General features: G+C 70.6%; 28 protein-coding genes. 10 read left to right on the top strand and 18 right to left on the bottom strand.

Annotation, left to right across the window (positions count from 1 at the left end):
- Positions 1-3 precede the first annotated feature (3 nt).
- The gene (locus D8670_RS01670; protein WP_121816370.1) at positions 4-1,782 is read left to right on the top strand and encodes a nitrite/sulfite reductase; all 1,779 of its coding nucleotides are present in this window, start codon (positions 4-6) and stop codon (positions 1,780-1,782) included.
- 663 nt (positions 1,783-2,445) lie between these two features.
- Here the strand turns inward: D8670_RS01670 and D8670_RS01675 are convergent.
- Positions 2,446-2,826: a hypothetical protein gene (locus D8670_RS01675; RefSeq protein WP_193569254.1), complete on the bottom strand. Its 381-nt coding sequence runs from the start codon at positions 2,824-2,826 to the stop codon at positions 2,446-2,448.
- A gap of 179 nt (positions 2,827-3,005) precedes the next feature.
- On the bottom strand, positions 3,006-3,896 hold the full coding sequence (gene larE / locus D8670_RS01680; protein WP_121816372.1) for an ATP-dependent sacrificial sulfur transferase LarE: 891 nt from the start codon (positions 3,894-3,896) through the stop codon (positions 3,006-3,008).
- A 340-nt stretch (positions 3,897-4,236) separates the two neighbouring features.
- On the opposite strand from larE, the gene D8670_RS01685 reads away from it, so the two are divergent.
- From D8670_RS01685 to D8670_RS01695, 3 genes are all read left to right on the top strand, one after another.
- Complete coding sequence (locus tag D8670_RS01685; RefSeq protein WP_121816373.1) at positions 4,237-6,303, top strand: MutS-related protein; 2,067 nt, start codon at positions 4,237-4,239, stop codon at positions 6,301-6,303.
- Positions 6,304-6,401: 98 nt separating this feature from the next.
- Positions 6,402-6,560 (top strand): DUF1059 domain-containing protein, encoded by a 159-nt coding sequence (locus tag D8670_RS01690; protein ID WP_121816374.1) that lies wholly within the window; start codon positions 6,402-6,404, stop codon positions 6,558-6,560.
- 180 nt (positions 6,561-6,740) lie between these two features.
- A complete protein-coding gene (locus D8670_RS01695) occupies positions 6,741-7,865 on the top strand; it encodes an ORC1-type DNA replication protein (protein WP_121816375.1) in 1,125 nt (374 codons plus the stop codon).
- Here D8670_RS01695 and D8670_RS01700 read toward each other — a convergent pair whose 3' ends face one another.
- The 7 genes from D8670_RS01700 to D8670_RS01730 form a co-directional block, all read right to left on the bottom strand.
- Complete coding sequence (locus D8670_RS01700; protein ID WP_121816376.1) at positions 7,866-8,522, bottom strand: DUF2238 domain-containing protein; 657 nt, start codon at positions 8,520-8,522, stop codon at positions 7,866-7,868.
- Positions 8,519-9,103 (bottom strand): hypothetical protein, encoded by a 585-nt coding sequence (locus D8670_RS01705; RefSeq protein WP_121816377.1) that lies wholly within the window; start codon positions 9,101-9,103, stop codon positions 8,519-8,521. Before D8670_RS01705 ends, D8670_RS01700 begins: the two co-directional genes overlap by 4 nt.
- An 89-nt stretch (positions 9,104-9,192) precedes the next feature.
- Positions 9,193-9,906, bottom strand: coding sequence for an SDR family NAD(P)-dependent oxidoreductase (locus D8670_RS01710; protein WP_121816378.1), 714 nt, complete (start codon positions 9,904-9,906; stop codon positions 9,193-9,195).
- 80 nt (positions 9,907-9,986) lie between these two features.
- A complete protein-coding gene (glmM, locus tag D8670_RS01715; RefSeq protein WP_121816379.1) occupies positions 9,987-11,300 on the bottom strand; it encodes a phosphoglucosamine mutase in 1,314 nt (437 codons plus the stop codon).
- A 45-nt stretch (positions 11,301-11,345) separates the two neighbouring features.
- A complete protein-coding gene (locus D8670_RS01720) occupies positions 11,346-12,584 on the bottom strand; it encodes an ABC transporter permease (protein ID WP_121816380.1) in 1,239 nt (412 codons plus the stop codon).
- Positions 12,581-13,345 carry an ABC transporter ATP-binding protein gene (locus tag D8670_RS01725; protein WP_121816381.1) on the bottom strand — a complete coding sequence of 255 codons (765 nt, stop codon included), beginning with the start codon at positions 13,343-13,345 and terminating at the stop codon, positions 12,581-12,583. The genes D8670_RS01720 and D8670_RS01725 overlap by 4 nt, the downstream gene beginning before the upstream one ends.
- Positions 13,346-13,605: 260 nt before the next feature.
- A complete protein-coding gene (locus D8670_RS01730; protein WP_121816382.1) occupies positions 13,606-13,893 on the bottom strand; it encodes a DUF5789 family protein in 288 nt (95 codons plus the stop codon).
- A 141-nt stretch (positions 13,894-14,034) separates the two neighbouring features.
- Here D8670_RS01730 and D8670_RS01735 point away from each other — a divergent pair, with 141 nt between their 5' ends.
- Positions 14,035-14,814 carry a PHP domain-containing protein gene (locus D8670_RS01735; RefSeq protein ID WP_121816383.1) on the top strand — a complete coding sequence of 260 codons (780 nt, stop codon included), beginning with the start codon at positions 14,035-14,037 and terminating at the stop codon, positions 14,812-14,814.
- A 37-nt stretch (positions 14,815-14,851) separates the two neighbouring features.
- A complete protein-coding gene (locus D8670_RS20540) occupies positions 14,852-15,016 on the top strand; it encodes a DUF6757 family protein (protein ID WP_162994118.1) in 165 nt (54 codons plus the stop codon).
- Positions 15,017-15,067: 51 nt separating this feature from the next.
- On the opposite strand, the gene D8670_RS01740 is transcribed toward D8670_RS20540, so the two are convergent.
- On the bottom strand, positions 15,068-15,391 hold the full coding sequence (locus D8670_RS01740; protein WP_121816384.1) for a 4Fe-4S dicluster domain-containing protein: 324 nt from the start codon (positions 15,389-15,391) through the stop codon (positions 15,068-15,070).
- A gap of 132 nt (positions 15,392-15,523) precedes the next feature.
- On the opposite strand from D8670_RS01740, the gene D8670_RS01745 reads away from it, so the two are divergent.
- Complete coding sequence (locus tag D8670_RS01745; RefSeq protein WP_121816385.1) at positions 15,524-16,021, top strand: cupin domain-containing protein; 498 nt, start codon at positions 15,524-15,526, stop codon at positions 16,019-16,021.
- 57 nt (positions 16,022-16,078) lie between these two features.
- Positions 16,079-16,405, top strand: coding sequence for a hypothetical protein (locus D8670_RS01750; protein WP_121816386.1), 327 nt, complete (start codon positions 16,079-16,081; stop codon positions 16,403-16,405).
- A 7-nt stretch (positions 16,406-16,412) separates the two neighbouring features.
- Here the strand turns inward: D8670_RS01750 and D8670_RS01755 are convergent, their stop codons facing one another.
- A complete protein-coding gene (locus tag D8670_RS01755) occupies positions 16,413-16,775 on the bottom strand; it encodes a winged helix-turn-helix transcriptional regulator (RefSeq protein WP_121816387.1) in 363 nt (120 codons plus the stop codon).
- A gap of 62 nt (positions 16,776-16,837) precedes the next feature.
- Here D8670_RS01755 and merB point away from each other — a divergent pair, with 62 nt between their 5' ends.
- The gene (gene merB / locus D8670_RS01760; protein ID WP_121816388.1) at positions 16,838-17,542 is read left to right on the top strand and encodes an organomercurial lyase; all 705 of its coding nucleotides are present in this window, start codon (positions 16,838-16,840) and stop codon (positions 17,540-17,542) included.
- Between the two features lies 1 nt (position 17,543).
- Here the strand turns inward: merB and D8670_RS01765 are convergent, their stop codons facing one another.
- The 7 genes from D8670_RS01765 to D8670_RS01795 form a co-directional block, all read right to left on the bottom strand.
- Positions 17,544-18,518: a phosphotransferase gene (locus D8670_RS01765; RefSeq protein ID WP_121816389.1), complete on the bottom strand. Its 975-nt coding sequence runs from the start codon at positions 18,516-18,518 to the stop codon at positions 17,544-17,546.
- Positions 18,519-18,645: 127 nt separating this feature from the next.
- Positions 18,646-19,818: an MFS transporter gene (locus D8670_RS01770; protein ID WP_121816390.1), complete on the bottom strand. Its 1,173-nt coding sequence runs from the start codon at positions 19,816-19,818 to the stop codon at positions 18,646-18,648.
- Positions 19,819-20,018: 200 nt separating this feature from the next.
- A complete protein-coding gene (locus D8670_RS01775) occupies positions 20,019-21,182 on the bottom strand; it encodes an acyl-CoA dehydrogenase family protein (RefSeq protein ID WP_121816391.1) in 1,164 nt (387 codons plus the stop codon).
- A 49-nt stretch (positions 21,183-21,231) separates the two neighbouring features.
- The gene (locus D8670_RS01780; protein WP_121816392.1) at positions 21,232-22,065 is read right to left on the bottom strand and encodes a DUF8054 domain-containing protein; all 834 of its coding nucleotides are present in this window, start codon (positions 22,063-22,065) and stop codon (positions 21,232-21,234) included.
- Between the two features lie 115 nt (positions 22,066-22,180).
- Positions 22,181-22,882: a type 1 glutamine amidotransferase gene (locus tag D8670_RS01785; RefSeq protein WP_121816393.1), complete on the bottom strand. Its 702-nt coding sequence runs from the start codon at positions 22,880-22,882 to the stop codon at positions 22,181-22,183.
- Between the two features lie 101 nt (positions 22,883-22,983).
- Positions 22,984-23,772: an alpha/beta fold hydrolase gene (locus D8670_RS01790; RefSeq protein WP_121816394.1), complete on the bottom strand. Its 789-nt coding sequence runs from the start codon at positions 23,770-23,772 to the stop codon at positions 22,984-22,986.
- 85 nt (positions 23,773-23,857) lie between these two features.
- The gene (locus tag D8670_RS01795; RefSeq protein WP_121816395.1) at positions 23,858-24,124 is read right to left on the bottom strand and encodes a hypothetical protein; all 267 of its coding nucleotides are present in this window, start codon (positions 24,122-24,124) and stop codon (positions 23,858-23,860) included.
- Between the two features lie 80 nt (positions 24,125-24,204).
- Between D8670_RS01795 and D8670_RS01800 the strand changes: the two genes are divergently transcribed.
- Entirely contained in the window at positions 24,205-25,407 is a 1,203-nt protein-coding gene (locus D8670_RS01800) for an HD domain-containing protein (RefSeq protein WP_121816396.1), read from the top strand.
- The last annotated feature ends 2 nt before the right edge of the window (positions 25,408-25,409 follow it).

Genomic DNA, 25,409 nt, shown 5'->3' on the forward strand with positions numbered 1-25,409 from the left:
GCCGTGGCGCATAAGAAAGAGGAGTGGAAGGAAGGGTGCTACGGCGACGAGGTCCGCGAGAAGATCGAGGAGTTCGCTGAGCGGGGGTGGGACTCGGTCCCCGAGGACGAGCGCGACAAGTGGTTCTCCAGGTTCAAGTTCTGGGGCGTCTTCCACCAGCGCTCTGGCCAGGAGAGCTACTTCATGCTGCGGCTGACCAACTGCGGGGGCGTCCTCGAACCCGACCAGCTACGCGCTATCGGCGAGGTCGCCCGCGACTACGCGACGGGGCCGGCCGAGAACCCCGAGTGGGGGAACGGCTTCGTCGACTTCACGACCCGCCAGTCGGTCCAGTTGCACTGGCTCAAACTGGAGGACGTGCCGAAAGTGTGGGAGAAGCTGGAGGCCGTCGGCGTCTCCTCGCGCTCCGCGGGCGGCGACACCATGCGCAACGTCTCCGGCTGTCCCGTCGCCGGCAAGGACGCGAACGAGTACCTGCCGACGCGCGAGCTGCTCGACGAGATACAGGCGGAGATCCGCGGCGACGACGCCCTCTCGAACATGCCGCGGAAGTTCAACATCAGCGTGACGGGCTGTCGCGAGGGCTGCGCGCAGGACAGCATCAACGACGTGGCGCTCGAACCCGCGCGGAAGCTGGGTGACGCCGACGAGCGGGGCGAGGAGGTCCGGGGCTTCAACGTCCGGGGCGGGGGCGGCCTCGGCGGCCGCGAACCGCGGCGCGCCCGCTCGCTCGACGTCTTCGTCCGTCCGGAGAACGCGAAGGCGGTCGTCCGCGAGTTCGTCGAGCTGTACCACGAGGAGGGGAACCGCGAGAACCGCTCGAAGAACCGCGCGCGCTTCTTCGTCGACGACTGGGGAACCGACGCCATCCGCGAGGCCCTCGACGAGCGGACCGACTTCGACCTCGAACGCGCGGGCACGGACCTCCGCGAGGGGTACACGTACAACGCCGGCCGCAAGACCGAGCGCGGCAAGCACGACCACGTCGGCGTCCACGAGCAGCGCGACGGCCGGTACTACGTCGGCCTGTGCGTGCCCGTCGGCCGCGTCACCGCCGCAGAGGCGCTCGAACTCGCCGATCTGGCCGGCGAGTACGGCTCCGGCGAGGTGCGGCTCACCCGGCGGCAGAACCCGCTTCTCATGGACGTTCCAGAGAGCGAGGTGGAGGCCCTGCTCGCCGAGCCGCTGCTCGACGACCTGCCGCCCGAGCCGAACGTGTTCGAGCGCGGTGCGGTCGCCTGCACCGGCACGGAGTTCTGCTCGCTCGCGCTCACCGAGACGAAGGTCCGCACCGCCGAGATGCTCCGCTGGCTCCGGGACAACGTCGAGATACCCGACGACGTCAGCCAGCTGAAGATCCACTTCTCGGGCTGCACGGCCGACTGCGGGCAGGCGATGACCGCCGACATCGGCCTGCAGGGGATGCGCGCCCGGAAGGACGGCGAGATGGTCGAGGCGATGGACGTCGGCGTCGGCGGCGGCGTCGGCGCGGAGCCGTCGTTCATCGAGTGGGTGCGCCAGCGCGTCCCCGCCGACGAGGTGCCCGGCATGATCGCCAACCTCGTCGCCGCGTTCGCCGCGCTCCGGGAGGACGGGCAGACGTTCCGCGAGTGGGTCGACGCGACGGGCCACGAGACGATCATCGAACTCGCGGAACCGGCGGAGACGGACTACGAGGACCCCTGCCTGCACGACGCCAAGCAGTCGTGGTACCCGTTCGCCGACGGCGAGAGCCCCGCGCCGACCGCGCCGGACGGGACGCCGCTCCCGAGCGATGACTGAGAGCGACGCAGCGGGCGACCGCCACCCGGTGCGGCGACAGCCCGCACCCTGCGACGCCGCGCCGGAGCTGGTCGAGCCGGCGCGGACGCACCACGAGCGAGACTGACGGCGGGCTACGTTCGAGCGGCAGGAAGCGACCGACGGGGAAGCGACCGGCGGAAAAGTGATCAGCGGAGAAGCGTCCGGGCGGTAGCGCGTGAGATACTCGCGAAAAGTGCAGTCGGAGAGCGGGCGGTCCGAGACAGGACGCGTGGTTGGCAACTACGGGTGATTCACGCCTCCGACTCAGCAGGGCAGTCAGGCACGACGGTACCGGCGAACGTCGTCGGAGATGGGGCACCGCCGCGGTTCGGGGCAGGACGAATCGAGCGCGGCGATCAGCCCGCTCCGACGCCGCAAGTCGGACAGGCATCCGTCTCTCTCGGGACGCAGCGGCGTTCGCACGGGAGCAGTTTCAGTTCGATTCCGACAGGCGCGTGTTGTGTTCACACATCACCTCCGGCAGGTGTACCTTGCAGGAGGACACGTAAATACCTTTCTTAGGAACAGACCATATCTGAGAAGATCCTTGTAATTTCATCCAGTTATCTACCATCTGCCGCATCGTTAGTAAACCTATTACACAACGATCGAAACATTCGAGTTTCCGGATCGCCTTCGCGATCACCGCTCGCGAGCCGGCAGATCCACGTCGACCGCGCCCGAGGGCCGGGTCCGTTCGAGCGCGTACGCGACGGCGTCTTCGAGCGGGCGCGACCCGTCGCCGCCGCCGGGACCGCCGTACACGCCGTCGAACAGGTCCGCGAACTGGCGGGCGATGCGCTCGGCTCGCTCCCGCGCGGCGACCCGCCGGACGTCGTACGTCTCCTCCAGGTCCGTGTGCGGAAACAGCGTCGCGGTGATCGCGTGTCCGTCGCTCGCGTCCGTCGGCGGCGCGATCCGCACCCGCACGTCGCCGGAGACGTGCACGTGGTCGACGAACGTCCCGGTCCGCGTCTCGTGTACCTCGCGTTCCCATGCCGTCGGTGGGTCGTCAGCGTCCATCACGGGACCCTACCAGCGCCTATCTTACGTACGTAGAGGAACAGTCAATACTCGCGGAGCAGACCGAACTTTCTGGACGAATACCGGAGATCTGCGGAAGGACGAGCGCGGAGATGTGGACGATCGTCAACCGACTCGACGGACCGTCTCTCGACGACCGGTACGGGCGGCGAGGGCGATCACTCCGCACGCGGGTAGTCGGCGTCGAGGTCCGCGCCGGGCGCGTCGTCGGCGAACACGTCCTCGACGACCGGTTCGTCCTCGCCGTCGGGGCTGACGCTGCCCGTCCGGTAGCCGTGGAGGTCGAGCGTGACGTGCTCGAAGCCGAGGTCGGCGATGTGCTCGCGGGCCGCCTCGACGAAGTCGGGGTTCAGCGCCGCCTCCATCTCCTCGGGGGCGATCTCGATGCGCGCGAGACCGTCGTGGTCGCGGACGCGGAACTGCGAGAACCCCCACTGTCGGAGTATCGTCTCCGCCTTCTCGATCCGGGAGAGGCGCTCCTCCGTGACCTCCAGCCCGGTGGGGATCCGCGAGGAGAGACACGCCATCGACGGCTTGTCCGCGACCGAGAGGTCGTAGCGGTCCGCGATCTCGCGGACCTCCTCCTTGTCGATGCCGTTCGCCAGCAGCGGCGAGTAGGCGTCGAGTTCGTCGACGGCCTGCAGGCCGGGGCGGTGGCCCTCGCCGGGGTCGCCGGCGTTCGTGCCGTCGCAGACGACCTCGATGCCGAGGCGGTCGGCGGCGTCGAACATCTCGCCGAGGCGCATCGACCGGCAGTGGTAGCAGCGGTCGCCGTCGTTCTCGACGAACGCCTCGCTGTCGAGTTCGCTGAACTCGACGATCTCGTGCCGGATGCCGATCTCGTCGGCGACGCGCTTCGCGTCGTCCAGTTCGGCCTCCGGCAGCGTCTCGCTTTTCGCGGTGCAGGCGACGGCGTCGTCGCCGAGGACGTCCTCGGCGACCGCCGCGACGACGCCCGAGTCGACGCCGCCGCTGAACGCCACGAGCACGCTGTCGCGGTCGGCGAGGTCGTCGCGCAGCGCCGCGAGTTTCTCGTCCAAAGTGGTCATCGATCTCGGATTACCGGCCTGCGGGCAAAAGTACGTTGACCGCGGCGCGGCCGGCACGAGGGCTAGAACTCGACCGCCGGTCGCCCCCGCTCTCCACCCGAAGCGAGGGGGTTTCCGGTCAGTTCGCCAACGTTTGTCACCGGTCCGAACGGGAAATTCCGGCGTTTCGGGCCGTTCTCCACCGGAAACGGAGGGGTTTCCGGTCAGTTCGCCAACATTTATCAGGAGATCGGAGCCCGATTCGGGGGCGTTTCCACCGGAAACGAGGGTGTGAGATCCGATCGCACCCGGCGCCGTTCGGGCGGGAGATTTTTCTCCTCCCCTCCGAATTGGAGGGTAGATGGAGTTCGAGGCGATCCCAGGCGTCGGCGAGAAGACGGCGGAGGCGCTCGCCGAACTGGACGACGCCGAGCGGGCCCTGCGGGACGGCGACGTCGCCGCGCTTGCGGACGCGCCGGGCGTCAGCGAGGGCCGGGCCGCTCGGATCGCCAGGTCGGCGATCCGGATGGAGCACGACGACCCCGGCGGCTTCCTCGCGACCGACAGGGCCCGCGAGGTGTACGAGGACGTGCTCGCGCTACTGGAGGAGCGCACCGTCACCGACTACGCCGCAAAGCGGCTGGAGACGTTCTACCCGAGTGCGTCGGCCTCGCGCATCGAGGAGGTGCGCGAGTTCGTCGCCGACGCGACGGAACGGGACCCGTCGACGGCGGTGATCGAGGCGCTGGCTGGCGTCGAGCCGCTCGAACGCCCCGGCGACGTGCGCGTCCGCGACCGCTGTCTCGCCACGAAGGACGCCGAGCGGTACAGCGAGGCGCAGTCGACGGTCCCCGAACTCAGCGTCGAGATCGTCGAGGACGCCCGCGACCTGGCGGAGCTCGCCCGCGGGTACGCCACCGTGATCGCGCTGGACGAGGAGTTCGCGGGCGTCGACGTGGAGGGTGACGTGCGCGTCGAACCGACGGCGCTGGAGAACCCGGCGGACGTGGTGCCCGAGCGCGTGCTGAACTTCTTCGCGACGAACCGCGACCGACTCCGGGCCGCCGCCGCGGTCCACCGCGCCGCGGACCTCGACGCCCCCTGCGATCTGGACGCGCTGGAGGACGCGCTCTCCAGGCTCGCCGAGGACGGCACCGTCGTCGGCGACGACGAGCTCGACCGGCTGACCGCCGCGGTCGACGACCTCGACGCCGCGGTCGGCACCGGCGAGAGCGTCGCCAACGACCGCCTGCGCGAGTCGATCCGGGAGCGCGACGTGACCGTCGAGGGGTCCGACCTCCTCTCGCTCGTCGAGCAGGGCGCGGGCGTCGACTCCCTGCTCTCGCGCGAACTGGCGGACGAGTACGCCGCGGCGGTCGACGCCGCCCGCGACAACGTCGTCGAGGCGCTCGACCTCGACACCGGCGAGGCGGAGGTGGCCCGGCGGGCGTTCCCCGACGAGCCCGCCTTCCCCGTCGAGCGCAACGAGGAGGCCGTCTCCCGCCTGCGCGACGACCTCACCGCAGCGAAGGACCGGCGGGCGACCCGCCTGAAGCGGGAACTCGCGAGCGACCTCGCCGACCTCCGGGAGCCGGCCGAGGAGCTGGTCCGCGCCGCGCTGGAACTCGACGTGGAACTCGCCGTCGCGCGCTTCGCGGACGACTTCGATTGCACGATGCCGACCGTCGCCGACCCCGCCGCGGACGGCGGCGCGGTCCTCGAACGGGAGGAAGCCGCGGCGCCCGAGACGCCCGCGGGCGGCTTCGAGATAGAGGGCGGCCGCTCGCCGCTGCTCGACGTCCCTCACGAGGAGGTCGATCCCGTCGACTACGGCGTCGACGGCGTCGCGTTGCTGTCCGGCGTCAACAGCGGCGGGAAGACGTCCACGCTCGACCTCGTGGCGACGGTGGTCGTGCTGGCGCACATGGGCCTGCCCGTCCCCGCGGACGACGCGCGGGTAGCCCGCGTGGAGGAGCTCCACTACCACGCGAAGACGCAGGGGACGTTAGACGCCGGGGCGTTCGAGAGCACCGTCCGGGAGTTCGCCGACCTCGCCACCGGCGGCGAGGGGTCGCTCGTCCTCGTCGACGAGCTGGAGAGCATCACCGAGCCCGGCGCGAGCGCGAAGATCATCGCTGGCATCCTCGAAGCGCTCCACGAGAACGGGGCGACCGGCGTCTTCGTCTCCCACCTCGCCGGCGAGATCCGCGACGCCGCCGACTTCGAGGTGACCGTCGACGGCATCGAGGCGCGGGGGCTGAAAGACGGGGAACTGCAGGTGAACCGCTCGCCCGTCAAGGACCACCTCGCGCGCTCGACGCCGGAACTCATCGTCGAGAAGCTGGCGACGGAGGCCGACGGCGACGCGGACGCCAGCGCCGCCGACCACGAGGCGGCGTTCTACGACGGGCTGCTGGAGAAGTTCTGAGCGACGGGCAGCGACTCACTCTCCCGACCTGACGACCGACCGAGGGCTCGACCAATCATTAACTCGCCGCCGGTACTTCGGTCGGACGGGGGAAACACATGCCGTACAACTACGACTGCCCGGACGCGAACTGCGAGTACAGCACGCAGGGCAACGACATGGAGAACGTCGTTCAGGACGCCCAACAGCACCGACAGGACAAGCACGACCACTCCGCGACGCGCGACGACGTGGAAGAGCGGATCATGGGTCCCTGACCCGGGGCCGACCGAAACTGCCCGCCGCGCCCGGCTTCCGCACCCGGATCTCCGTCCGTCGCTAGACCGCTCCGGCAGTCCGGGTCGGCGGCGACCGCGACCGCCCGAAACGCCCGACAGCAGCGGGTATGACGCTCGTCTGCCGAAAGACTAAGTACCTCGGAGAGCGTGGTGAAAGTGATGGCCGACGACCCCGAGGAGGGGATGTTGTCCTGGGACGAATCGGTGTTCCGGAACGAGCACGTCTTCGAGATAGACTACGTTCCGGAGACGTTCAAGCACCGGGAGACTCAGGTCGACAGCCTCAAACACTGCCTGCGTCCGGCGGTCCGCGGGTCGCGGCCCCTGAACGCGATGGTCCGCGGACCGCCCGGGACTGGCAAGACCACGGCGATCCAGAAGATGTTCGGCGAGCTCTCCGGCAAGCCGGGCGTCCGGACGACGCGCGTGAACTGCCAGGTCAACGCGACCCGGTACTCGGTGTTCTCGCAGCTGTTCGAGGCGATGTTCGACTACGAGCCACCGTCCAGCGGCATCTCCTTCAAGAAGCTGTTCGGCCAGATCACCGAGAAGCTGGTCGAGGAGGAGGAGGTGCTCGTCGTCGCGCTCGACGACGTGAACTACCTCTTCTACGAGACGGAGGCCTCGGACACGCTGTACTCGCTGCTGCGCGCCCACGAGGAGCACAGCGGCGCGCGCATCGGCGTCATCGTCATCTCCTCGGACCCCGACCTCGACGTGATCGACGAGCTCGACGGGCGCGTCCAGAGCGTGTTCCGCCCCGAGGAGATCTACTTCCCCGTCTACGGCGAGGGGGAGATCGCCGACATCCTCGGCGAGCGCGTCGAGCGCGGGTTCCACGACGACGTGATCGCGCCCTCGGTGCTCGACCGCGTGGCCGAACTCACGGCCGAGAGCGGCGACCTCCGCGTCGGGATCGACCTGCTGCGACGGGCCGGCCTGAACGCCGAGATGCGCGCGAGCAAGACCGTCACCGTCGAGGACGTCGAGGAGGCCTACGACAAGTCGAAGTTCGTCCACCTCTCGCGGAGCCTGGAGAACCTGAGCGAGACCGAGACCGAACTCGTCCGCGTCATCGCCGAGAACGAGGGCGAACAGGCCGGCGACGTGTACGAGGCGTTCAACGACCGGACCGACCTGGGCTACACGCGCTACTCGGAGATCATCAACAAGCTCGACAACCTCGGCCTGATCGACGCCGAGTACACCGACGTCGAGGGGCGCGGGCGGTCCCGCTCGCTCGCGCTGTCGTACGACCCGCAGGCCGTGCTCGAACGGCTCTGATCAGCCGTCCTCTCCCTGCCGACCGAACACGCCGGCGACGCCCCGCGAGAGAACAGTGGCGACGCCGTCGAAGTAGCCCGTCCCCCAGAGCGCCACCGCGACCGCGCCGAGGCCGTTGAACACGAGGTCGAGGACGATGTCGCGCATCCCGTACTGGGCGAGCACGGCCTGCCCGCCGAAGAGACTCGCCAGTCCGCCCGAGGCGAACTCCGCGATCTCCCAGACGACGCCGAACGCGACCACGAACAGCACGATGAACACGAACCGGAACTTCGGCGGGAAGTCGACGGCGCTGGAGGACTCGTCGAGCGCCTCGACGAGGGCGTAGCCGACGCCCGCGACGAGCGTCGCCGACAGGGTGTGCGTGACCTGGTCGTACCAGCCGATCCACCTGTACGGGCCGAGCGCGCCGACCGTGTGGAGAAACGCCGCCGCGGCGATCCACAGCCCGAGACCGGGACTCATGGTGTGGTCGTAGCGCCACTCCACGAACTCGGGCGTGAGCGTCACCAGCAGCGGCAGGACGGCGTTCGCGAGGAGGCCGAGGTCGAACGTGACGATCGCGTAGCCCGCGACGCCGACGAGCAGGACCTGCATCGCCCGGACCGCGAGCCAGAGCGACGAGTCGGTCAGCCCGAGCGCGTCGCGGAGTTTCACTGCAGTTCCTCCCGCCCGTCGCGGGCGATCTCCGCCGCCGGGCTGTGCCGGCGGAAGTACAGTTCGAAGACGCCGCCGGCGACGAGACCGACGGCGGCCGCGGTCACGAGGTCCCACATCATGTCGGGCACGTCGGCGAAGAAGGCGGTCCCGAGGTAGACGTCGGAGAAGTACCGCACGACCGTCCAGCCGCCCGCGACGGCGAGCGTCGTCACGACGACGAACGCCACCGCGAAGTGGGCCGTCATCTCGACCTCGGTGAACACGTCGAGTTCGACCGCGAACAGCAGGGCGAGCGTCGTGACGGCGGCGTAGCCGGCGATCTGCGTGTAGAGCCCGGCCGACCGCACGACGACGGGAAGCGCCGCGAGGCCGAGCAGTTCCGGCGGAGCCATCGTCCGGGCCGAGCGCGCGTACGCCGGCGGCGCGAGCGCCACGGCGGCGACCACGGCCGCGAAGCCGGCCCACAGCGGTTCGCCGGAGAGCAGGCTCTCGACCACGGCGAACAGGAGGAACCCGACGAACAGCCAGGCGAGCGCGACGCTGAGCCGCTCGTCTTCGAGGACGGACTCTGAGGCCATACCGATCGTACGGGAGACAGCGGCAAAAGTGCCGGCACGAGGCCGGTCGCGCCGCCGCGGACGACCGCGACCGAACGGCGACGCGGCGGTCAGAACTCCTCGACGTACGGGCGGAGGTCGAGTTCGAGCGTCCAGGCGGTGCGGTCCTGCTCCACGAGGTCCCAGTACGACGCCGCGACCGCGTCGGGGTCGAGGTAGGAGTCCTCGGCGCGGCCGTTCGCCTCGGGGTCCGCGTCCGGCGTGAGGATCTGCCCGTCGACGACGACGTGAGCGACGTGGACGCCCTCCGGGCCGAGTTCGCGCGCCATCGACTCCGCGAGGCCGCGGGCGGCGAACTTCCCGCTGCTGAACCCCGCCGCGCCGCCGCGGCCGCGGACGGCGGAGGTGGCCCCGGTGAAGATGACCGTTCCCCCGTCGCCCTCCACCATGTCCGGCACGGCCTGCTTCGAGCAGAGGAAGGCCCCGTAGGCGCAGGTGCGCCACGCGTCCTCGAACTCCTCGGGCGACGACTCGCGGAAGCCGCTCCACCCGCCGCCGCCGGCGTGGTTGACAAGGACGTCGACGGGGCCGAACTCGTCGCGGACGCGCTCGAACGCGCTCTCGACCTGCGACTCGTCGGTGACGTCCGTCGGGACGGCGACGGCGTCCCCGGGCGTCTCGGTGTGCAGTTCGGCGGCGAGTTCGCCGAGGTACTCGTCGGAGCGGGCGAGGAGGCCGACCTCGCACCCTTCCCCGGCGAACTTCCGCGCGAGCGATTCGCCAAGCCCCGGCCCGACGCCGGCGACGACTGCTGTGAGTGCCATACCCTAGCCTGTCCCGGCGGAGGACAAAAGCGATGGCCCCGCGCGCCGGCCGGCGGGCTCAGCGGGGCGACGCCGACCCCCTACCGGGCGGCGTCGTCGACGAGCGCCGCGGCCTCCTCGAAGACGGCGTCGGCGCGGGCCTCGTCGCGCGCCTCGGCGGTGATCCGGACGAGCGGCTGCGTGCCGCTCGCGCGGACGAGGAACCAGGCGTCGCCGAGGTCGACGCGGACGCCGTCTATCGTCTGCACGTCGTCGTACTCCGCGAGGACGGCCTCGTGGACGCGCTGCATCACCGCGCGCTTCTCGTCGGTCTCGACGCTGTCGCGGCGGATGGGGTACGCGTCGACCGACGCGGCCAGTTCGGAGAGCGGGCCGCGCTCGCTCACCAGTTCGACCAGCTTGCACGCCGCGAGCGGGCCGTCCGGGCAGAGCGTCTCGTCGGGCCAGATCCACGCGCCGCTCTCCTCGCCGCCGAAGGCGACGTCCGGCGCGGTCGCCTCCTCCGCGACGAACACGTCGCCGACGCGGGTCCGCGACAGCGACGCGCCGACCTCGTCGAGCGCGTCGTCCACGGCGAGGCTGGTGTTCAGCGGCGCGGCGACCCGGTCGCCCTCGCCCGCCGCCGCGCGGCCGAACAGCGCCAGCAGCACGTCGCCGGCCACGAACTCGCCGTCGCCGGTGACGGCCTGCATCCTGTCCGCGTCGCCGTCGTGGGCGATGCCCAGGTCCGCGTCGGTGCGCTCGACCAGCGCGCACAGCGACGCGCAGTTCTCGGCGGTCGGCTCGCTCGGCCGGCCGGGGAAGCGGCCGTCCTCCTGCGCGTTGAGCGTCTCCACGTCGCAGCCGAGGCGGGAGAGCGCCTCGACGGTGACGCCGCCCATCCCGTTGCCGAGGTCGACGGCGACGCTCGGCGGGTCGTCGACGGTCACGGCGCCGGCGAGCGTCTCGACGTGCCGGTCGAACGCCCCCGCCCACGCCGCCTCGTCGCCGACGGCGTCCCAGGCCTTCGGGTCGCCCTCGCCCGCCTCGATGCGCTCGGTCATCGCCTCGCGCTTCGCCTCGTCGAACGCCTGGCCGCTGGGCGACCAGAGCTTGATCCCGTTGTCCTGCGCCGGGTTGTGCGAGGCCGTCACGGCGACGCCGGCGTCGGCGTCCCGCCACGCCACCGCGCGGGCGACGGTCGGCGTCGCCGCCCGCCCAAGGTCGACCACGTCGGTGCCGCACTCGCGGAGCCCGGCGGTCAGCGCGTCCGCCAGAAACGCGCCGCTCTCGCGGGCGTCCCGTCCCACGACGACGCGGTCGGCCTCGACCGACAGCGCGCGTCCCACGGAGAGCGCCAGATCCGCCGTCACGTCCTCGCCGACTCGGCCCCGGATGCCGCTCGTTCCGAACATGTCCGAGGCGACGATGTGGGGCGGGAAAAGCGGTGCGGGTCCGACCTACTCGTACCGCAGCGCGTCGATCGGATCGGTCCGGGCCGCCCGCCACGCCGGGTACAGCCCCGAGACGACGCCGACGAGGATGCCGACGCCGACGGCGATGCCGAACCACTCCAGCGGGTACGTCAGCGGGAGGTCGGCGTACTCCGCGGCGGCCCACCCGCCGACCGCCCCGAGCAGCGTGCCCCCTATCGCGCCGATGACGCCGAGGATGACGGCCTCCGTGAGAAACAGCGTCAGCACGTCGCGGTTCTGCGCGCCGACGGCCTTCATGATCCCGATCTCGCGGGTGCGCTCGGTGACGCTGACGAGCATGATGTTGGCGATGCCGATCGCGCCGACGACCAGCGAGATGACGGCGATGCCGGTGACGAACGCCGTCACCTGGTCGAGGATGTCCTGGATCTGTTCGAGGAGCTCGCCGCCGGTCTGCATCGTCAGTTCGAGGTCCCCGCCGAGGTAGTCGCTGGCGTCGGAGGCGTTGCTGGTGAGGTACTCGCGGGCGCTGTCGCGGGCGGCGTCGACGTCGCGGGGGTCCTCCGCCTCGACGACGACCGAGAGGTACCGCGGGTCGTCGGTCGCCTCGCTCGCGAGGTCGAGGTAGTAGGGGTCGGCGGGCAGGTACACCCGCGGGTCCTCGCCGAACCCCTCGAACGGTCCCTGGCCCTCGGAGGTGTCGAGGAGGCCGACGACGGTCGCGTTCACCTCGCCCGCCCCCGGAACGGAGACGGCGACGGTGTCGCCGAGCGAGACGTTCTCCTCGAAGCGGTTCGCCGCCGCGGGGTTGAGGACGGCCTCCCGCTCGCCCGCCTCGAACCGGCGGCCGTCTGCGAGGTCCTCCGCTTCGAGGTACTCGGTGCCGGTGGCGACCACCCCCTCACGCATGGGGAGCGTCTCGTTCCCGTGTCGTATCGACTCCGAGGGCAGCGGCGTCCACGGGTAGGCCGCGGCCACGTCGGACTGGTTCCGGAGTTCGGTCACGTCGCGCTGGGTGAAGATCAGCTCCGCGCCCTCGCCGGGGCCGCCGCCCTCGTCGACCGGGCTGCCCCAGACGTAGATGCGGTTCGTCTGGCCCGTGTCGACGTCGCCGAGGATGCCTGCTTCGAGGCTCACGCCGAGCGTGACGAACGTGATGACCGCCGCGATGCCGATGACGACCCCGAGCGTCGTGAGCGTGGACCGGAGCTTGTGCCCGCGGATCGACCGCCACGAGAGGCGGAGGCTCTCGCGGAGCCTCATCCGGTCACCCCGTCGTCCGCGCGGTCGCCGTCGGACCCGTCCCCCGCGGCGTCGTCGGCCGCGCCCGCCACGCCGGCGACCTCCTCGATCCGCTCGACGCGGCCGTCGAGCAGGTGGACGATGCGCTCGGCCCGCTCGGCGATGTGGGGCTCGTGGGTGACGACGAGGACGGTGTTGCCCTCGGCGTTGACCTCGTCGAGCAGGTCCATGATGGTCGCGCCCGTCTCCGTGTCGAGGTTGCCGGTCGGCTCGTCCGCGAGGACGAGCGTCGGGTCCGTCACGAGCGCGCGGGCGATGGCGACCCGCTGGCGCTGGCCCCCCGAGAGCTCGTTCGGACGGTGGTCGCCGCGGTCACCGAGGCCGACCCGGTCGAGGATGGCGTCCGCCCGCTCGCCGCGCTCCGCGGCGTCGACGCCCTGGAAGATCAGCGGGAGCGCGACGTTCTCGCGCGCGGTGAGCCGCGGCATGAGGTTGAACGTCTGGAACACGAACCCGATCTCGTCGCCCCGTAGCGCCGTGCGCTCGCGCTCCGACAGCGCCGTCACGTCGGTGCCGTCGACGGTCACCGTCCCCTCGGTCGGCGCGTCGAGGCAGCCGACGAGGTTCATCAGCGTGCTCTTCCCGGAGCCGCTCGGGCCCATCACGGCGGTGTAGGATCCCCTCGCCAGCGCGAGGTCGACCCCGTCGAGCGCGTGGACGGGTTCGCCGACCCGGTACGTCTTGCGGACGCCAGCGAGCGAAACCGCGGGGTCGTCGGCCATGCCCGTCGTCTAGGGACGGAGCCGGCAAAAGAGTGAGCCGAGGCGGTAAGCGGAGAAGCGTGCGGCGACGAAGCGGGAGCATCCGCGCGAACGCGGGTCACCGCGAGCACCAGCGGCGCTCGCCGCCTTTCTTGGCCTCTCTCCGGGCGTAGCGAGGAGAGGCCCGGGAGAGCTTCGCTCTCCCGGTGGAGCGTTTTTCGAGGAGGATGCCCGCAGCGAGCCGGCGGCTCGCGAGGGCACCCGACGAGAAAAACGGGCGTCTAGAACGAGATCTGGTCCGGGCCGTACGGGCTGCCCGGCGGCGTGGGGTCGCGGTCGCTGTAGCCCTTGCGACCGATGGCCTTGCTGCTGAGCGAGTTGTACAGCGAGAGGCGGGCGTCGTCGGGGGACTGGTACGTCTCCGAGTCGGTGCGCTGGATGACCTCGCGGAGGGTCTCGGAGCCGTTCGGCAGTTCGAACTCGTGGTCCCCGTAGCGCTCGACGAACTGCTCGCTGGTCATCGGGAACTCGCTCTCGTCGATCAGGTCGGTGGTCTCGCCGTTGAGCATCGTACCCTGTAATGGATGAAAGATAATTATAAACATTGTCCATATACGACCTTGCAGTGGGGGGTACTCCTTTCCTTCATTATTTGTCCTAGTATGGCTCGACATGGTCAGGGCTTTGCCGGTCGGGGCGATACCGACCGTATGGTCTACGCGGATCTGCACGTGCACACGACGCGCTCCGACGGCGAACTGACGCTCTCGGAGGTGCCGGCCGCCGCGCGCGAGGCCGGCGTCAGCGTCGTGGCGATAACCGACCACGACCGCGTCCACCCCGACCTCGACGCGCCGGTGACGGTGCGCGACGGAGTGACGCTGGTTCGCGGCATCGAGCTCCGCGTCGAGGCCGGCGATCAGCGGGTCGACCTGCTCGGTTACGGCGTCTCCGCCACGCCAGCCCTCGACGAGGAACTGGACCGCCTCCAGCGCGACCGCATCGAGCGCGGCCGCGCCATCGTCGAGAACGTCGAGGACCGCCTCGGCGTGCGCCTGGACGTCGACGTCGAGGAGGGCATCGGCAGGCCCCACATCGCCCGCGCCGTCGACGCGAATCCGGACACCGAGTACGGCTACGAGGGCGCGTTCGACGACCTGATCGGCGACGACTGCGACTGCTTCGTGGCGCGTGACGTGACCCCGTTCGACCGCGGGCGCGAACTCCTCTCGGCGGCCTGCGGCGTGGTCGGGCTCGCCCATCCCCTGCGCTACCCCGACCCGACGGCGGCGCTGGCACTGACCGAAGACCTCGACGCCGTCGAGCGGTTCTACCCGTACGACCGCGCCGTCGACGTCCGGCCCATCGAGCGCGCCATCGCGGACCACGACCTGCTCGCGACCGGCGGGAGCGACGCCCACGACCACACCCTCGGGGTCGCCGGCCTGTCCGAGTCCGACTTCCGGACGCTCGACGCGAGACTGGCGTAACGTAGCCTTCAAACGGGTGCGCGCCTTATACGACATCATGAAGTGCCACTACTGCGACCGGGAGGCCGCCTTCGCCGCCGAGTCGGACGGCGTCCGGGTCGGGCTCTGCGAGGACCACTTCCGGGACCGCCTCGAGGAGCTCTCCGAGTCCGATGCGCTGGAGGAGTTGCAGGAGAAGGTCGACGTCGACCGAGCGGAGTGAGGGTTTGGCCGGAGAACCGTTTTCGACCGATCTACCGGATAGCCGCGGCGCTCACGCCGAGCGGCTCGCGTCGACGTCGATGGCGTCGACGGGACAGACGTCGACGCAGAGCATGCAGTCGATGCACTGGGCCTCGTTGGCGGGGTCGGCCTTGATCTCGCTCTCGGGGTGACCCGGCGTGTCGACCCACTCGAACACGTCGACCGGGCAGTCTTCGAGGCAGGCCCCGTCGGCGAGACAGATGTCGAAGTCGACGGCGACGTGCGTGCCGTGGATGCCCAGTTTCTCCGGTTCCTCGACGGGTCCCCACACGTCGTGGCCCTCGTGCTCGTCGACTACGTCGCGGTTCTCGTCGAACTGGGGGTCTATCGCCATGACGACACCTCCGCCCCGTCGGCGTATTAATCCCTCGCCTCGGACGGGTCGACGAGTCGAGCGGTCCGGCACCGCCACGCCGACCGCCGCGGTCCGCGGGGCTTTTTCGTCGCCCGCGTCCACGGCTCACGTATGAAACGGCAGTCCCTCGACGAGATGGAGTCCCGGATGGGGCCGGCGGACGTGATCCGACCGCTCACCGACGCGCTGGGGATGGCGGACATGGCGCTGAACTACTACGAACTCGCGCCGGGCGAGAGCTTCGCGTACGGGTACCACGCCCACGATCAGCAGGAGGAGGTGTTCTACGTCCAGGAGGGGACGGTGACGTTCACCACCGCCGAGGGCGACGTCGAGGTCGGCCCCGGCGAACTCGTCAGGTTCGGTCCAGGCGAGTACCAGCGTGGGGTCAACCGCGTCTCCGATGGGGATTCGGAGTCTGATGGCGGGGACGAGCGCGTCGTCGCACTGGCGATGGGCGCACCCCAGGAGGCCGGCGACACGGAGATCATCCGGGAGTGCGGGGCCTGCGGCGAGCCGACGCCCCAGCGGGTCGAGATGAGCGACGACCGCGACGCCGTCGTCACCCGGTGTGAGGAGTGCGACGCCGAGACCGGTCGGTTCGACTGACATGCGACCGCACAGCTCCGACCTCGGCCGGCGATTTCGAACGGCGGTGACGAGCGCGTGAACCGCCTGGAGTCCGCGGCGGTCGCTGCGGCGTTCGTCCACGCCGGACAGGACCTGTTCCGGGGCGAGCCGGCCGAACTCGGGATCCCGGCGTGGCTGTTCGCCGCCGGCTTCCTGGCCTACGCGCTCCTCTTGCCGACGGCGGAGACGCGCGGCGATCCGGAGCGAACCGCGTTGACGGGCGGTGTGCCGCTCGCGATCGGCGCCTTCCACCTGTTCGCGCCCCACCACGGCGGCTTCTACATGCCGGTCGCGTACGCGGCGCTGCTGTTCGGCGCGGCCGTCGTCGCTCGCGCGGCGATAGACGCGAACTCGACCGCGTAGTCGCCGTTCAGTCGCCGCTCTCCCGCTCCCGCTCTCGCTCTTCCGCCCACTCCAGCACCGGCTCCAGGCGCTCCTGGAGTTCCCGGCCGTCGTCGGTGAGTTCGTACTCCACCCGCGGCGGGATCTCGTCGTACTGCGTCCGCGCGACGATCCCCTCGTCGGCCAGTTCGTCGAGGCGCGCGGAGAGCGTCGAGGTGCTCGCCCCCTCCAGGTACTCCTCGATCGTCCCGAACCGGACCGGTTCGAGCGCGCCGACGACGCAGACGAGCTGCATCGCGTACTTCCCCGAGAGCGTCTCGACGACGCCCGTCAGCGGGCAGTAGCAGGTCGGCGGGTCGTCCGTTCGGTCTTCCGGTGTCGCTTCGGACATTCGAAGTCGGTTCGATACTTTGGACTCCACAGCATAATAGCTTCGGGCATCAAAGTAAAGTCGTGGCGGACTGCAACTGCTGCGACACGACGGAACAGACCGAGAAAGGGACGACTCCCGAGCGGTCGACCGACGGCGGGCTCGACGCGGACCGAGACGAACGCGGGCAGCCGCGAGGGGAGAGTGCGGACGCCGACGACGGGCCGGTCGTCGACAGGCCCGTTCCGGACGACGTCGGGCGCGCGCTGGGCGACCTGTTCGGCACAGCGCCGCCGACGACGTTCGGCGACTGGGTCGAGGGCATCCACGACGCGCTCGACGAGGAAGAGTGGTGGCCCCCGCGGGTCCGTGACCTCTGTCACGACGCCGACGGCAAGCACCTCGCCCGGACGCCGACGCAGTCGTACCGGTTCACCTGCGTCCTCGACGCGTTCGTGGTGCACGCGCTGGTCGACGAGCCCGTGACCGTCGAGTCGGCGGTGCCCGGCGGCGGCGAGGTGACGGCGCGAGTGACCGCCGACGGCGTCGCGGCCGACCCGCCGAGCGCGGTGCTGTCGTTCGGCGTCGCGGCCGACCCGGAGAACCCGGACGACCGGTCGCCCGCGGTCGCGTACGGGCAGACGTGTCCCTACGTCCACGCGTTCCCGACGCGGGAGGCGTACGAGTCGTGGGACGAGTCGACGCCCGAAGGCGTCACGACCGCCCTGCCGCTGTCCGCGGCGAGGGAGCTGGCGGTCGCACTGGTCGAAGGTACCGGGGAGGCGTAGGTCACCGCCGCTCCAGCGCGTCGAGCGTCTCGAACGCGTGCTCGCGCAACTGTTCGGCGATCCGGCGCGTGCGGGCGGCGTCGTGCTGGTCCTGGAGGTACAGCGCTTTCAGATACGAAACGGCGAGCAGGACCGAGTAGAGGTCCCGCTGTCGGTCGAAGCCGTCCGAGAGGGGCCGCACCGACTCGTAGCCCTCGCGAAACGCTTCAACTTCGCCGCTCTCGTTCCGAGAAAGCGGGAGCAGCGTTCGCCAGCAGTCGTACTCCGCCGGGCCGCAGAGAGCGTGTTCGAAATCGATGACGCGCGCGATCTCGCCGCCGTCCACGCCGACGTGGTCCGGCAGGTAGTTGCCGTGGCAGAGCACCGGGTCGCTCGCGCCGTCGAACGCGTCGGGGTGCGACTGGAGATACCCGGCGACGGCGTCAGCGACGTCCGCGTGTCCGACCGACTCCAGATACGCCCGCCGGTCCGCCAACCGATCGAGAGCGACCGCCCGCCAGTCCGCTTTCTCGGCGATCACCGGGGCGGTCCCGACGAGTCCGTCGCAGTCGCCGCATCGTCGCGTCGCCGACGCGTCGGCTGGTTCGAACCGACCGTACGCGTCGACCGCGTCGGCGGTTTCCCGGTGGAGGGTCGCGAGACCGACGCCCATCGCGCGGGCTTTCGTCTCGTCCGCGTTCGCCGCCCGGGGCACGTCCGGGCACCACTCCGCGACGAAGTAGCCGTCGCCGAGTGCGAGCACCGTCGGCACGGGAACGGTCGTCTCACGCCCGACGAACGCCATCACGCGCGCCTCCGTGGCTGGGTCGCCGCGGGGGTCGGTCGCCACCTTGCAGACCGCGCGGCGGCCGTCGACCGTCACCTCGTACGTCTCGTGGGGCGGTACGTCGTGGAGCAGGCGGTGCACGGCGTAGTCGTCGTAGCGCTGTGCCAGTGCGTCGTGGACGGATCGCCCGTCCGTCGTCGTTCCTGTCATGGGTTTCCCGTCACGTGTCGTGCGACGGCCGGCCGCAGCACCGCGCGGTGCCGCAGCTACGGCCGGGAAGAAGACGATACTGGATTCCGTCGGCGGACCACTTCAGCGTTTCCCGTCCGCTCGATCCTCAGTACCCCAGGTCCAGCGCCCAGTTGGCGACGAGCGCGGCGAACACGAGCGCCAGCAGGACGGTGAGCACGCCGAAGGAGACGGCCCACCCGAAGTAGTCGGCGAGCAGGCCGGTGACGACGGAGCCGAGCGACCCGACGACGCCGTAGGCGGTCCGGACGAGGCCGAAGCCCGCCCCCTGCTCCTCCTCCGAGAGCGCGTCCATGAATCGCGGGATGAGCGCGCCGCCCCAGCCGAGTCCGGTCCCGAACAGCAGGACTGCGGCCGCGACGGCGAGGAAGCCGGGGACCGCGATCAGCAGCCCGAAGCCGGCGACCGCGAGGACCATACAGCCCGCGGTGGCGGGCTCGCGACCGATCCGGTCCGACGCCGCGCCGACGCCGACCTGCGTGACCGCCTGCACGACGAAGTACGCCGAGAAGACGGCCCCCGCGGTCGTCTGCGACTGGCCGCGGTACTCCACCAGAAACGTCGGGAGGAACGACGAGGTCGCCTGCCAGACGAACGCGCCGGCGATCGCGAGACAGACCGTGAAGGCGATCTTCGGGCGCGAGAGAAGTTCCACGACGGGGCCGAGTTCGAACCGGTCCCGCATGGGCTGGTCGGGGCGACGCGGCTCGGTCGGCCGGACCCGCCAGGCGAACAGGACGAAGATGGGCACCGCGATGACCGCCCCGAGCGCCACCGCGGGCCGCCAGCCGTACCGGACCCCGACCCACGCGGCCAGCACGGGCGCGACCAGCCCGGCCGCCGGACCGCCGGAGTTGTGGAAGCCGATGGCGGTGCCGATGTCGTCGTACGTCCGAGCCAGCAGCGTCGTCGCGACGCTGTAGTGGAGTCCGGCGACGCCGCCGAGCAGTACGGTCGCGACGACGAAGACGGCGAAAAGCGGGGCGGCGGCGATGAGCAGGCTCGTGACCGCCGTCCCGCCCACCGCGATCAGGATGATCGACCGCTCCCCGAAGCGGTCGGCGAGCACGCCGCTGGGGAACTGCGACGCGAAGTACGCCATCCACATCCCGGTGAGGCCGACGCCGATGACGCCGTTCGACACGGCGAACTCGTCGGTGATCGCCGGCACAACCGGGCTGATCACCAGCCGGGCGGCCATCGTCGCGAAAAACGCTAGCGTGCTCAGTACGAGGACTGTCTCCCTGTATCGCCACTGCATCGAGTCACCTACCGCTCGTCGCGGTTTCACGTCGAAGTCGGTCGGGTCAACAAAAGAGGCCGTCGGTTCCGGAAGAACGGGACCGGCACAGCTCTCGCCCGTGGCTCCGCTGCCCGTCCGAGGACGCTGCGATCTCCTGCTCGTAGGCGGGGGATCCCTGCGTCACCGGGATTACCGCGTTACTCGTAGCTGCTGGCGCACTACTCGTAGGCGGGGATCCCGGTGAGGTCTTCGCCGAGGATCAGCGTGTGGATGTCGTGGGTCCCCTCGTAGGTGTACACCGTCTCCATGTTCGCCATGTGGCGCATCGGCGAGTAGTCCGTCGTGATGCCGTTCCCGCCGAGCATCTCGCGGGCGACCTTCGACTGCTCGCGGGCCATGCGGACGTTGTTGCGCTTGGCCATCGAGACGTGCTGCGGGCGGAGATCGCCGCGCTCCTTGAGGTCGGCGAGGCGGTGGGCGAGCAGCTGGGCCGTCGTGATCTGCGTGGCCATCTCGGCGAGCTTCTGCTGTTGGATCTGGAAGCGCGCGATGGGCCCGCCGAACTGCTCGCGGTCGGTCGCGTACTGGCGGGCGGTCTCGAAGCAGTCCCGGGCCGCGCCGATCGCGCCCCACGCGATGCCGTACCGGGCCTGCGTGAGACAGGAGAGCGGCCCCTTCATCCCGGAGACGCCCGGCAGGACGTTCTCCTCGGGGACGTACACGTCGTTCAGCCCGATCTCGCCGGTGACCGAGGCCCGCATCGACAGCTTGTCGTCGATCTTGTTCGTCGTGACGCCGTCGCGGTCGGTCTCGACGAGGAACCCGCGGACCGGGTCGTCCTCGGCGGACTTGTCCCGCGCCCAGACGACCGCAACGTCCGCGATGGGCGAGTTGGTGATCCACGTCTTCGACCCGTTGAGGACGTACTCGCCCGCGTCGCGCTCCGCGCGGGTCTCCATCCCCGACGGGTTCGAGCCGTGCTCGGGTTCGGTCAGACCGAAGCAGCCGACGGCCTCGCCGCGGCCGAGGTCAGGAAGCCAGCGCTCCTTCTGCTCCTCGCTCCCGAACGCGTGGATGGGGTACATGACGAGCGCGCCCTGAACGCTCGCCATCGAGCGGATGCCGGAGTCGCCCGCCTCCAGTTCCTGCATGAGCAGGCCGTACGCCGTCTCGCTCACGTTCGGGGAGCCGTACCCCGCCAGGTTCGGCGCGTAGAAGCCGAGTTCGCCCATCTCCGGGATGAGCTCCTCGGGGAAGGTCCCCGCCTCGAAGTGGTCGCCGATGTCGGGCTCGACGCGGTCCTCGACGAACTCCCGGGCCGTGTCCCGGATCATGCGCTCTTCCTCGCCGAGCTCCGCTTCGAGACCTACATAATCGAGCATGGGTTACCCTCGCGGGCGGGCGATAAAAAACGCTCCGCAATTCTTGCTCCTACCCGTCCCAGCGCTCCTCCAGCAGTCGGGCGCCGCAGTCGCCGCAGGTCACCGCAACGACCTCGTAGGAGCGACAGCAGGACTCGACGGTCTCCTCGCCCAGTTCGACCGGGCCGTCGCAGACCGGACAGGTCTCGACGAAGAGGCGGAGCGCGGAGAGGAGCTTGCCCCGGCTCGCGGAACTCAGCCGGGACCAGTCGTCGTACGCGCCGTCGAGCGCGCGAGCTCCGGCAACGTCCGCCGTCAGCGCGGCCTTCGACGGCCACTGCGCGAGGCGCGTTCCGCCCCGTTCGAGGCGGTACGCGTCGCCGAACGACTCAAGCGTGCAGTCCTGTCGCCGGAGCCCCAGCGCGTCGACCGCGTCGTCCGCCGTCACGTCCCCGTCCATCTCGTCGCGCCACGCCGCGCGGAAGCCGTCGGTCAGACAGAGGTCGTCGACGGTCTCGCAGGGTTCGATCGCCCCGGCGTCCGCGAGCGCCGCCTCCGGGTCGACGTCGAACCCGGCGTCGGCGTCCGCCGCTCCGGCAGGTCCGGCTTCGCCCGGTGCCTTGTCGAACCACGCGAGCACGCGGTCCGGGAGGTACCGCTTCGTCAGCGTCGGCGTGCCCGGGACGAGATAGCCCCGGAGATAGATGGCGCCCGCACACAGGAGGAGCGCGGCGCCACCGGTCGCGACGCCCGCCGCCGCGCCCGCCGCGGACGCGACCGCCCACGCGACGGCGCCGCTCACGGCGACGGCGATGACGCCGTTGACGATCGTACACGGCGTACACCGATTCTCGCCGGTGTATTCGGGCTTTCGGAGCGGGTCGAGTGCGGACGGGACACTCATCGGGTTCGCGTTTTCCCTCACCGAACAAAAATGTTCGTTCGGAGGTCAGTTGTCGGTCGTTTCGGTGTTTCGACGACCCGGGTCGCCGAACACCGGAAACAGTTACAGCAGTCTATCAGTCCGCGGCCGCGGGGTCGGCGGCGCGGACATCCTGCACGAACTCGACGAAGTTGTCGAACAGCGCCTTCGCCTCGCAGGCGGCGGCGTAGTTCTCCTCGTTGATGCCCTCTACCACCTTCTGGATGCGCTGTTCCGGCAGGTCCTTCCCCTTCGTCACGTACTCGGCGGTCTCCATGTCGTACTCGGGGTGGAACTGCACGCCGAAGACGCGGTCCTTGCGGAAGCCGTGGAGCGAGTAGTCGTTCTCGGCGATCGCCTCCGCCCCCGGCGGCAGTTCGACGACGGCGTCGGAGTGCGTCGTGAACACCGTGAACTCGTCGTCGAGGCCGTCGAGCAGTTCGGAGTCGTCGGTCCGCTCGACGGTCCGGTAGCCGATCTCGTACTCGCCCATCGGTTCGACGCGCCCGCCGAGCGCGTCCGCGAGGAGCTGGTGCCCCCAACAGACGCCGAGGAACGGGAGGCCGCGGTCGATGGCGGTCCGAACCCACTCCTTCGTGGGTTCGATCCACTCCTCGTCCCAGTAGACCGACGCGCGCGACCCCGTGACCAGACAGCCGTCGAAGTCGAACGTCTCCGGGAACTCCTGGGCGACAACGTCGAACTCGGTGACGTCGGCGTCGAGCTCCCGCCGGAAGTTTCGACGGTTGTGCTCGGGGTCGTGCGCGGCGTTTAACACGGCGATGCGCGGTCGACTCATCAGTTATCTCCAATACCTATAGGGGGAAGTGCGTTACGCCCCCGCGGTAATTCTGCCGGGGTCCGTGACGGGCGGGGCGGCCGCTTCTCCGGGGGTCGGCGTCACTCCAGATCCGCGTCCGCGTGGTCGAGCAGGAACCCCTGCAGGCGGTCGTTCACCGGGCGCGACCGCTCGACGAAGAAGAGGTGGCGACCCGCGAACGCCTCGAACTCGCCCTTCGGCAGGTCCGTGGCCAGTCGCTCGGCCGCCGATCGGGGCACGACGGGGTCGTCCTCGCCCGCCAGCACCAGCGCCGGGATCGGTATCTCGTACAGCGGGTCGGCGTCGTAGCCCTCGACGGCGGCGGCCTGCGCGCGCCAAGCGTCCGGTCCGGCGTCGTCCGATTGCCGCCACTCCATGATGCCGTCGAGCACGTCCGGTTGCGCCTCGCGGAAGTCAGTCGTGAACCCCGCCCGAAGCGACTCGCGCAGCGCGGCCGGGTCAGCGGGGTCGGCGAAGAGGTGTTCCTCCAGGTCCGCGAACTCGTCGCCGCTCGCCGCCGTGCCCGCGAGCGTCAGCGTCTCCGCCCGCGAGTAGCGGCGGGCGTACTCCAGCGCGACCAGTCCACCGAGACCCGCGCCGACGAGGTGGGCGTTCCTCGCGCCGGCGTCCGACAGCACCGCCTCCAGGTCGGCGGCGAGCGTCGCCACGTCGTACGGTCCCGGCGGCGCGTCAGAGCGGCCCGTCCCGCGCAGGTCCCAGACGAGCGCCTCGAACGGCCCGGCCACGGCGGCGTGCTGCCAGCCCCAGAGCCACGCCCCGTAGCCCACGTCGCCGACGAACGCGACCGTCTCGCCGTCTCCCTCCGTCTCGTAGTACAGCGCGGTCCCGTCGTTGTTCGCGGTCGGCATCACGCGGACGTGGGCGCGCCGCCGCCTTAACCGCCCCGCTGTCGCATCGCCGCGGAGCGAGTCGGTCGGATACCGACGACCGCAGTCAGCCGACGGCAACCCCGAGCGTGAGCACCGTCAGCACCGCACAGAGGGCCACGAGGAAGTAGATCAGCGGGCCGTACTCCGTCGGTCCCGCGTCGTCGTCCAGAGCGACCCACCGGTAGCCGGCGTACAGGCAGAAGAACAGGCCGGTGAGGAGCTGCCACGCGGACCCGGCAACGAACTGGAGGCCGTTCGCGACCGCGTACTGCGCGACGTTCAGCGCGCCGGCGTAGAGGAACAGGAGGTCCGCGAGCCGTTTCGGGTGCACGCGTTCGACCAGTCAGGGGCGCGTAATAAAACGGTCGGCGACCCGACCCGTTTTTGTCGCCTCGCCGTCACGGGGCGTGCATGAACGCGATCAAGGACAGCGTCCACGACTACGTCGACGTCGAGGGCGTCGCGCAGGACCTGCTGGACGCGGAGGCGGTCCAGCGGCTCCGCCACGTCAAACAGCTCTCCACCGTCCGCCTGGTCTACCCCTCCGCGAACCACACGCGCTTCGAGCACAGCCTCGGCGTCTACCACCTCGCCGGTCGCGCGCTGGACCAGCTAGACGTCAGCGACTCCCGCGCCGAGGCGGTGCGGGCCGCGGCGCTGCTGCACGACGTGGGCCACGGGCCGTACGGCCACCAGACCGAGGGGATCATCCGGCGTCGCCTCGGCCGCCACCACGACGAGGTCCACGACCTGATCGGCGACGGGGAACTCGCCGCCGTGCTGGAGTCCCACGGCCTCGACACGGACGCCGTGGCGGATCTCGTCGCCGGCGACGGCGAACTCGGCCAGATCGTCTCGGGCGAACTCGACGTGGACCGGATGGACTACCTCGTGCGGGACGCCCACCACACCGGCGTCCCCTACGGCACGATCGACCACGGCCGGCTGGTGCGCTCGCTCACGCTCGTCGACGGCGACCTCGCGCTCGCCGAGGGCAACGTCGCCACGGCCGAGAGCACGCTCGTCGCGCGGGCGCTGATGAACGCGACCGTGTACCGCCATCACGTCTCCCGCATCGCGGGCGCGATGCTCGAACGCGTCTGCGAGCGCCTGCTCGACGAGACGGACCTCGGCGCCGAGCGGTTCGCCCGCATGACCGACGACGAACTGATGGCCGAGCTCCGCCGGCACGACGAGACGGCCGACGCCGCCGCCCGCCTCGCCACCCGGGACCTCTACAAGCGGGCGGTGTGGGCCGAACTCGACGCGGTTCCCGACGCCGTCGTCGGCGCGGGCCACGAACGGGTCCGCGACCTCGAAGCCGAGATCGCCGACGAGGCGAACGTCCCCGAGCGCGCCGTCATCCTCGACAGTCCCGGCCGACCGAGCATGCCCGAGTCGTCGACACGCGTCGTCGTCAACGGCGACGTTCGCCGCCTCCACGAGCAGTCCGCGCTGGTCCAAGGGCTCCAGGCCGCCCAGCGCATCCAGTGGCGACTCGGCGTGTACGCGCCGGAAGAACGGGCGGCGGCGGTCGGACGAGCGGCGGTCGCGGTGCTCGGACTCGACGAGCGGGGCGCGCGGGTCGACGTGGCCGGCGACGCGCCGGCCTGAGA

Source organism: Halostella limicola, from assembly GCF_003675875.1.
Taxonomy (GTDB): Archaea; Halobacteriota; Halobacteria; order Halobacteriales; family Natronoarchaeaceae; genus Halostella; species Halostella limicola.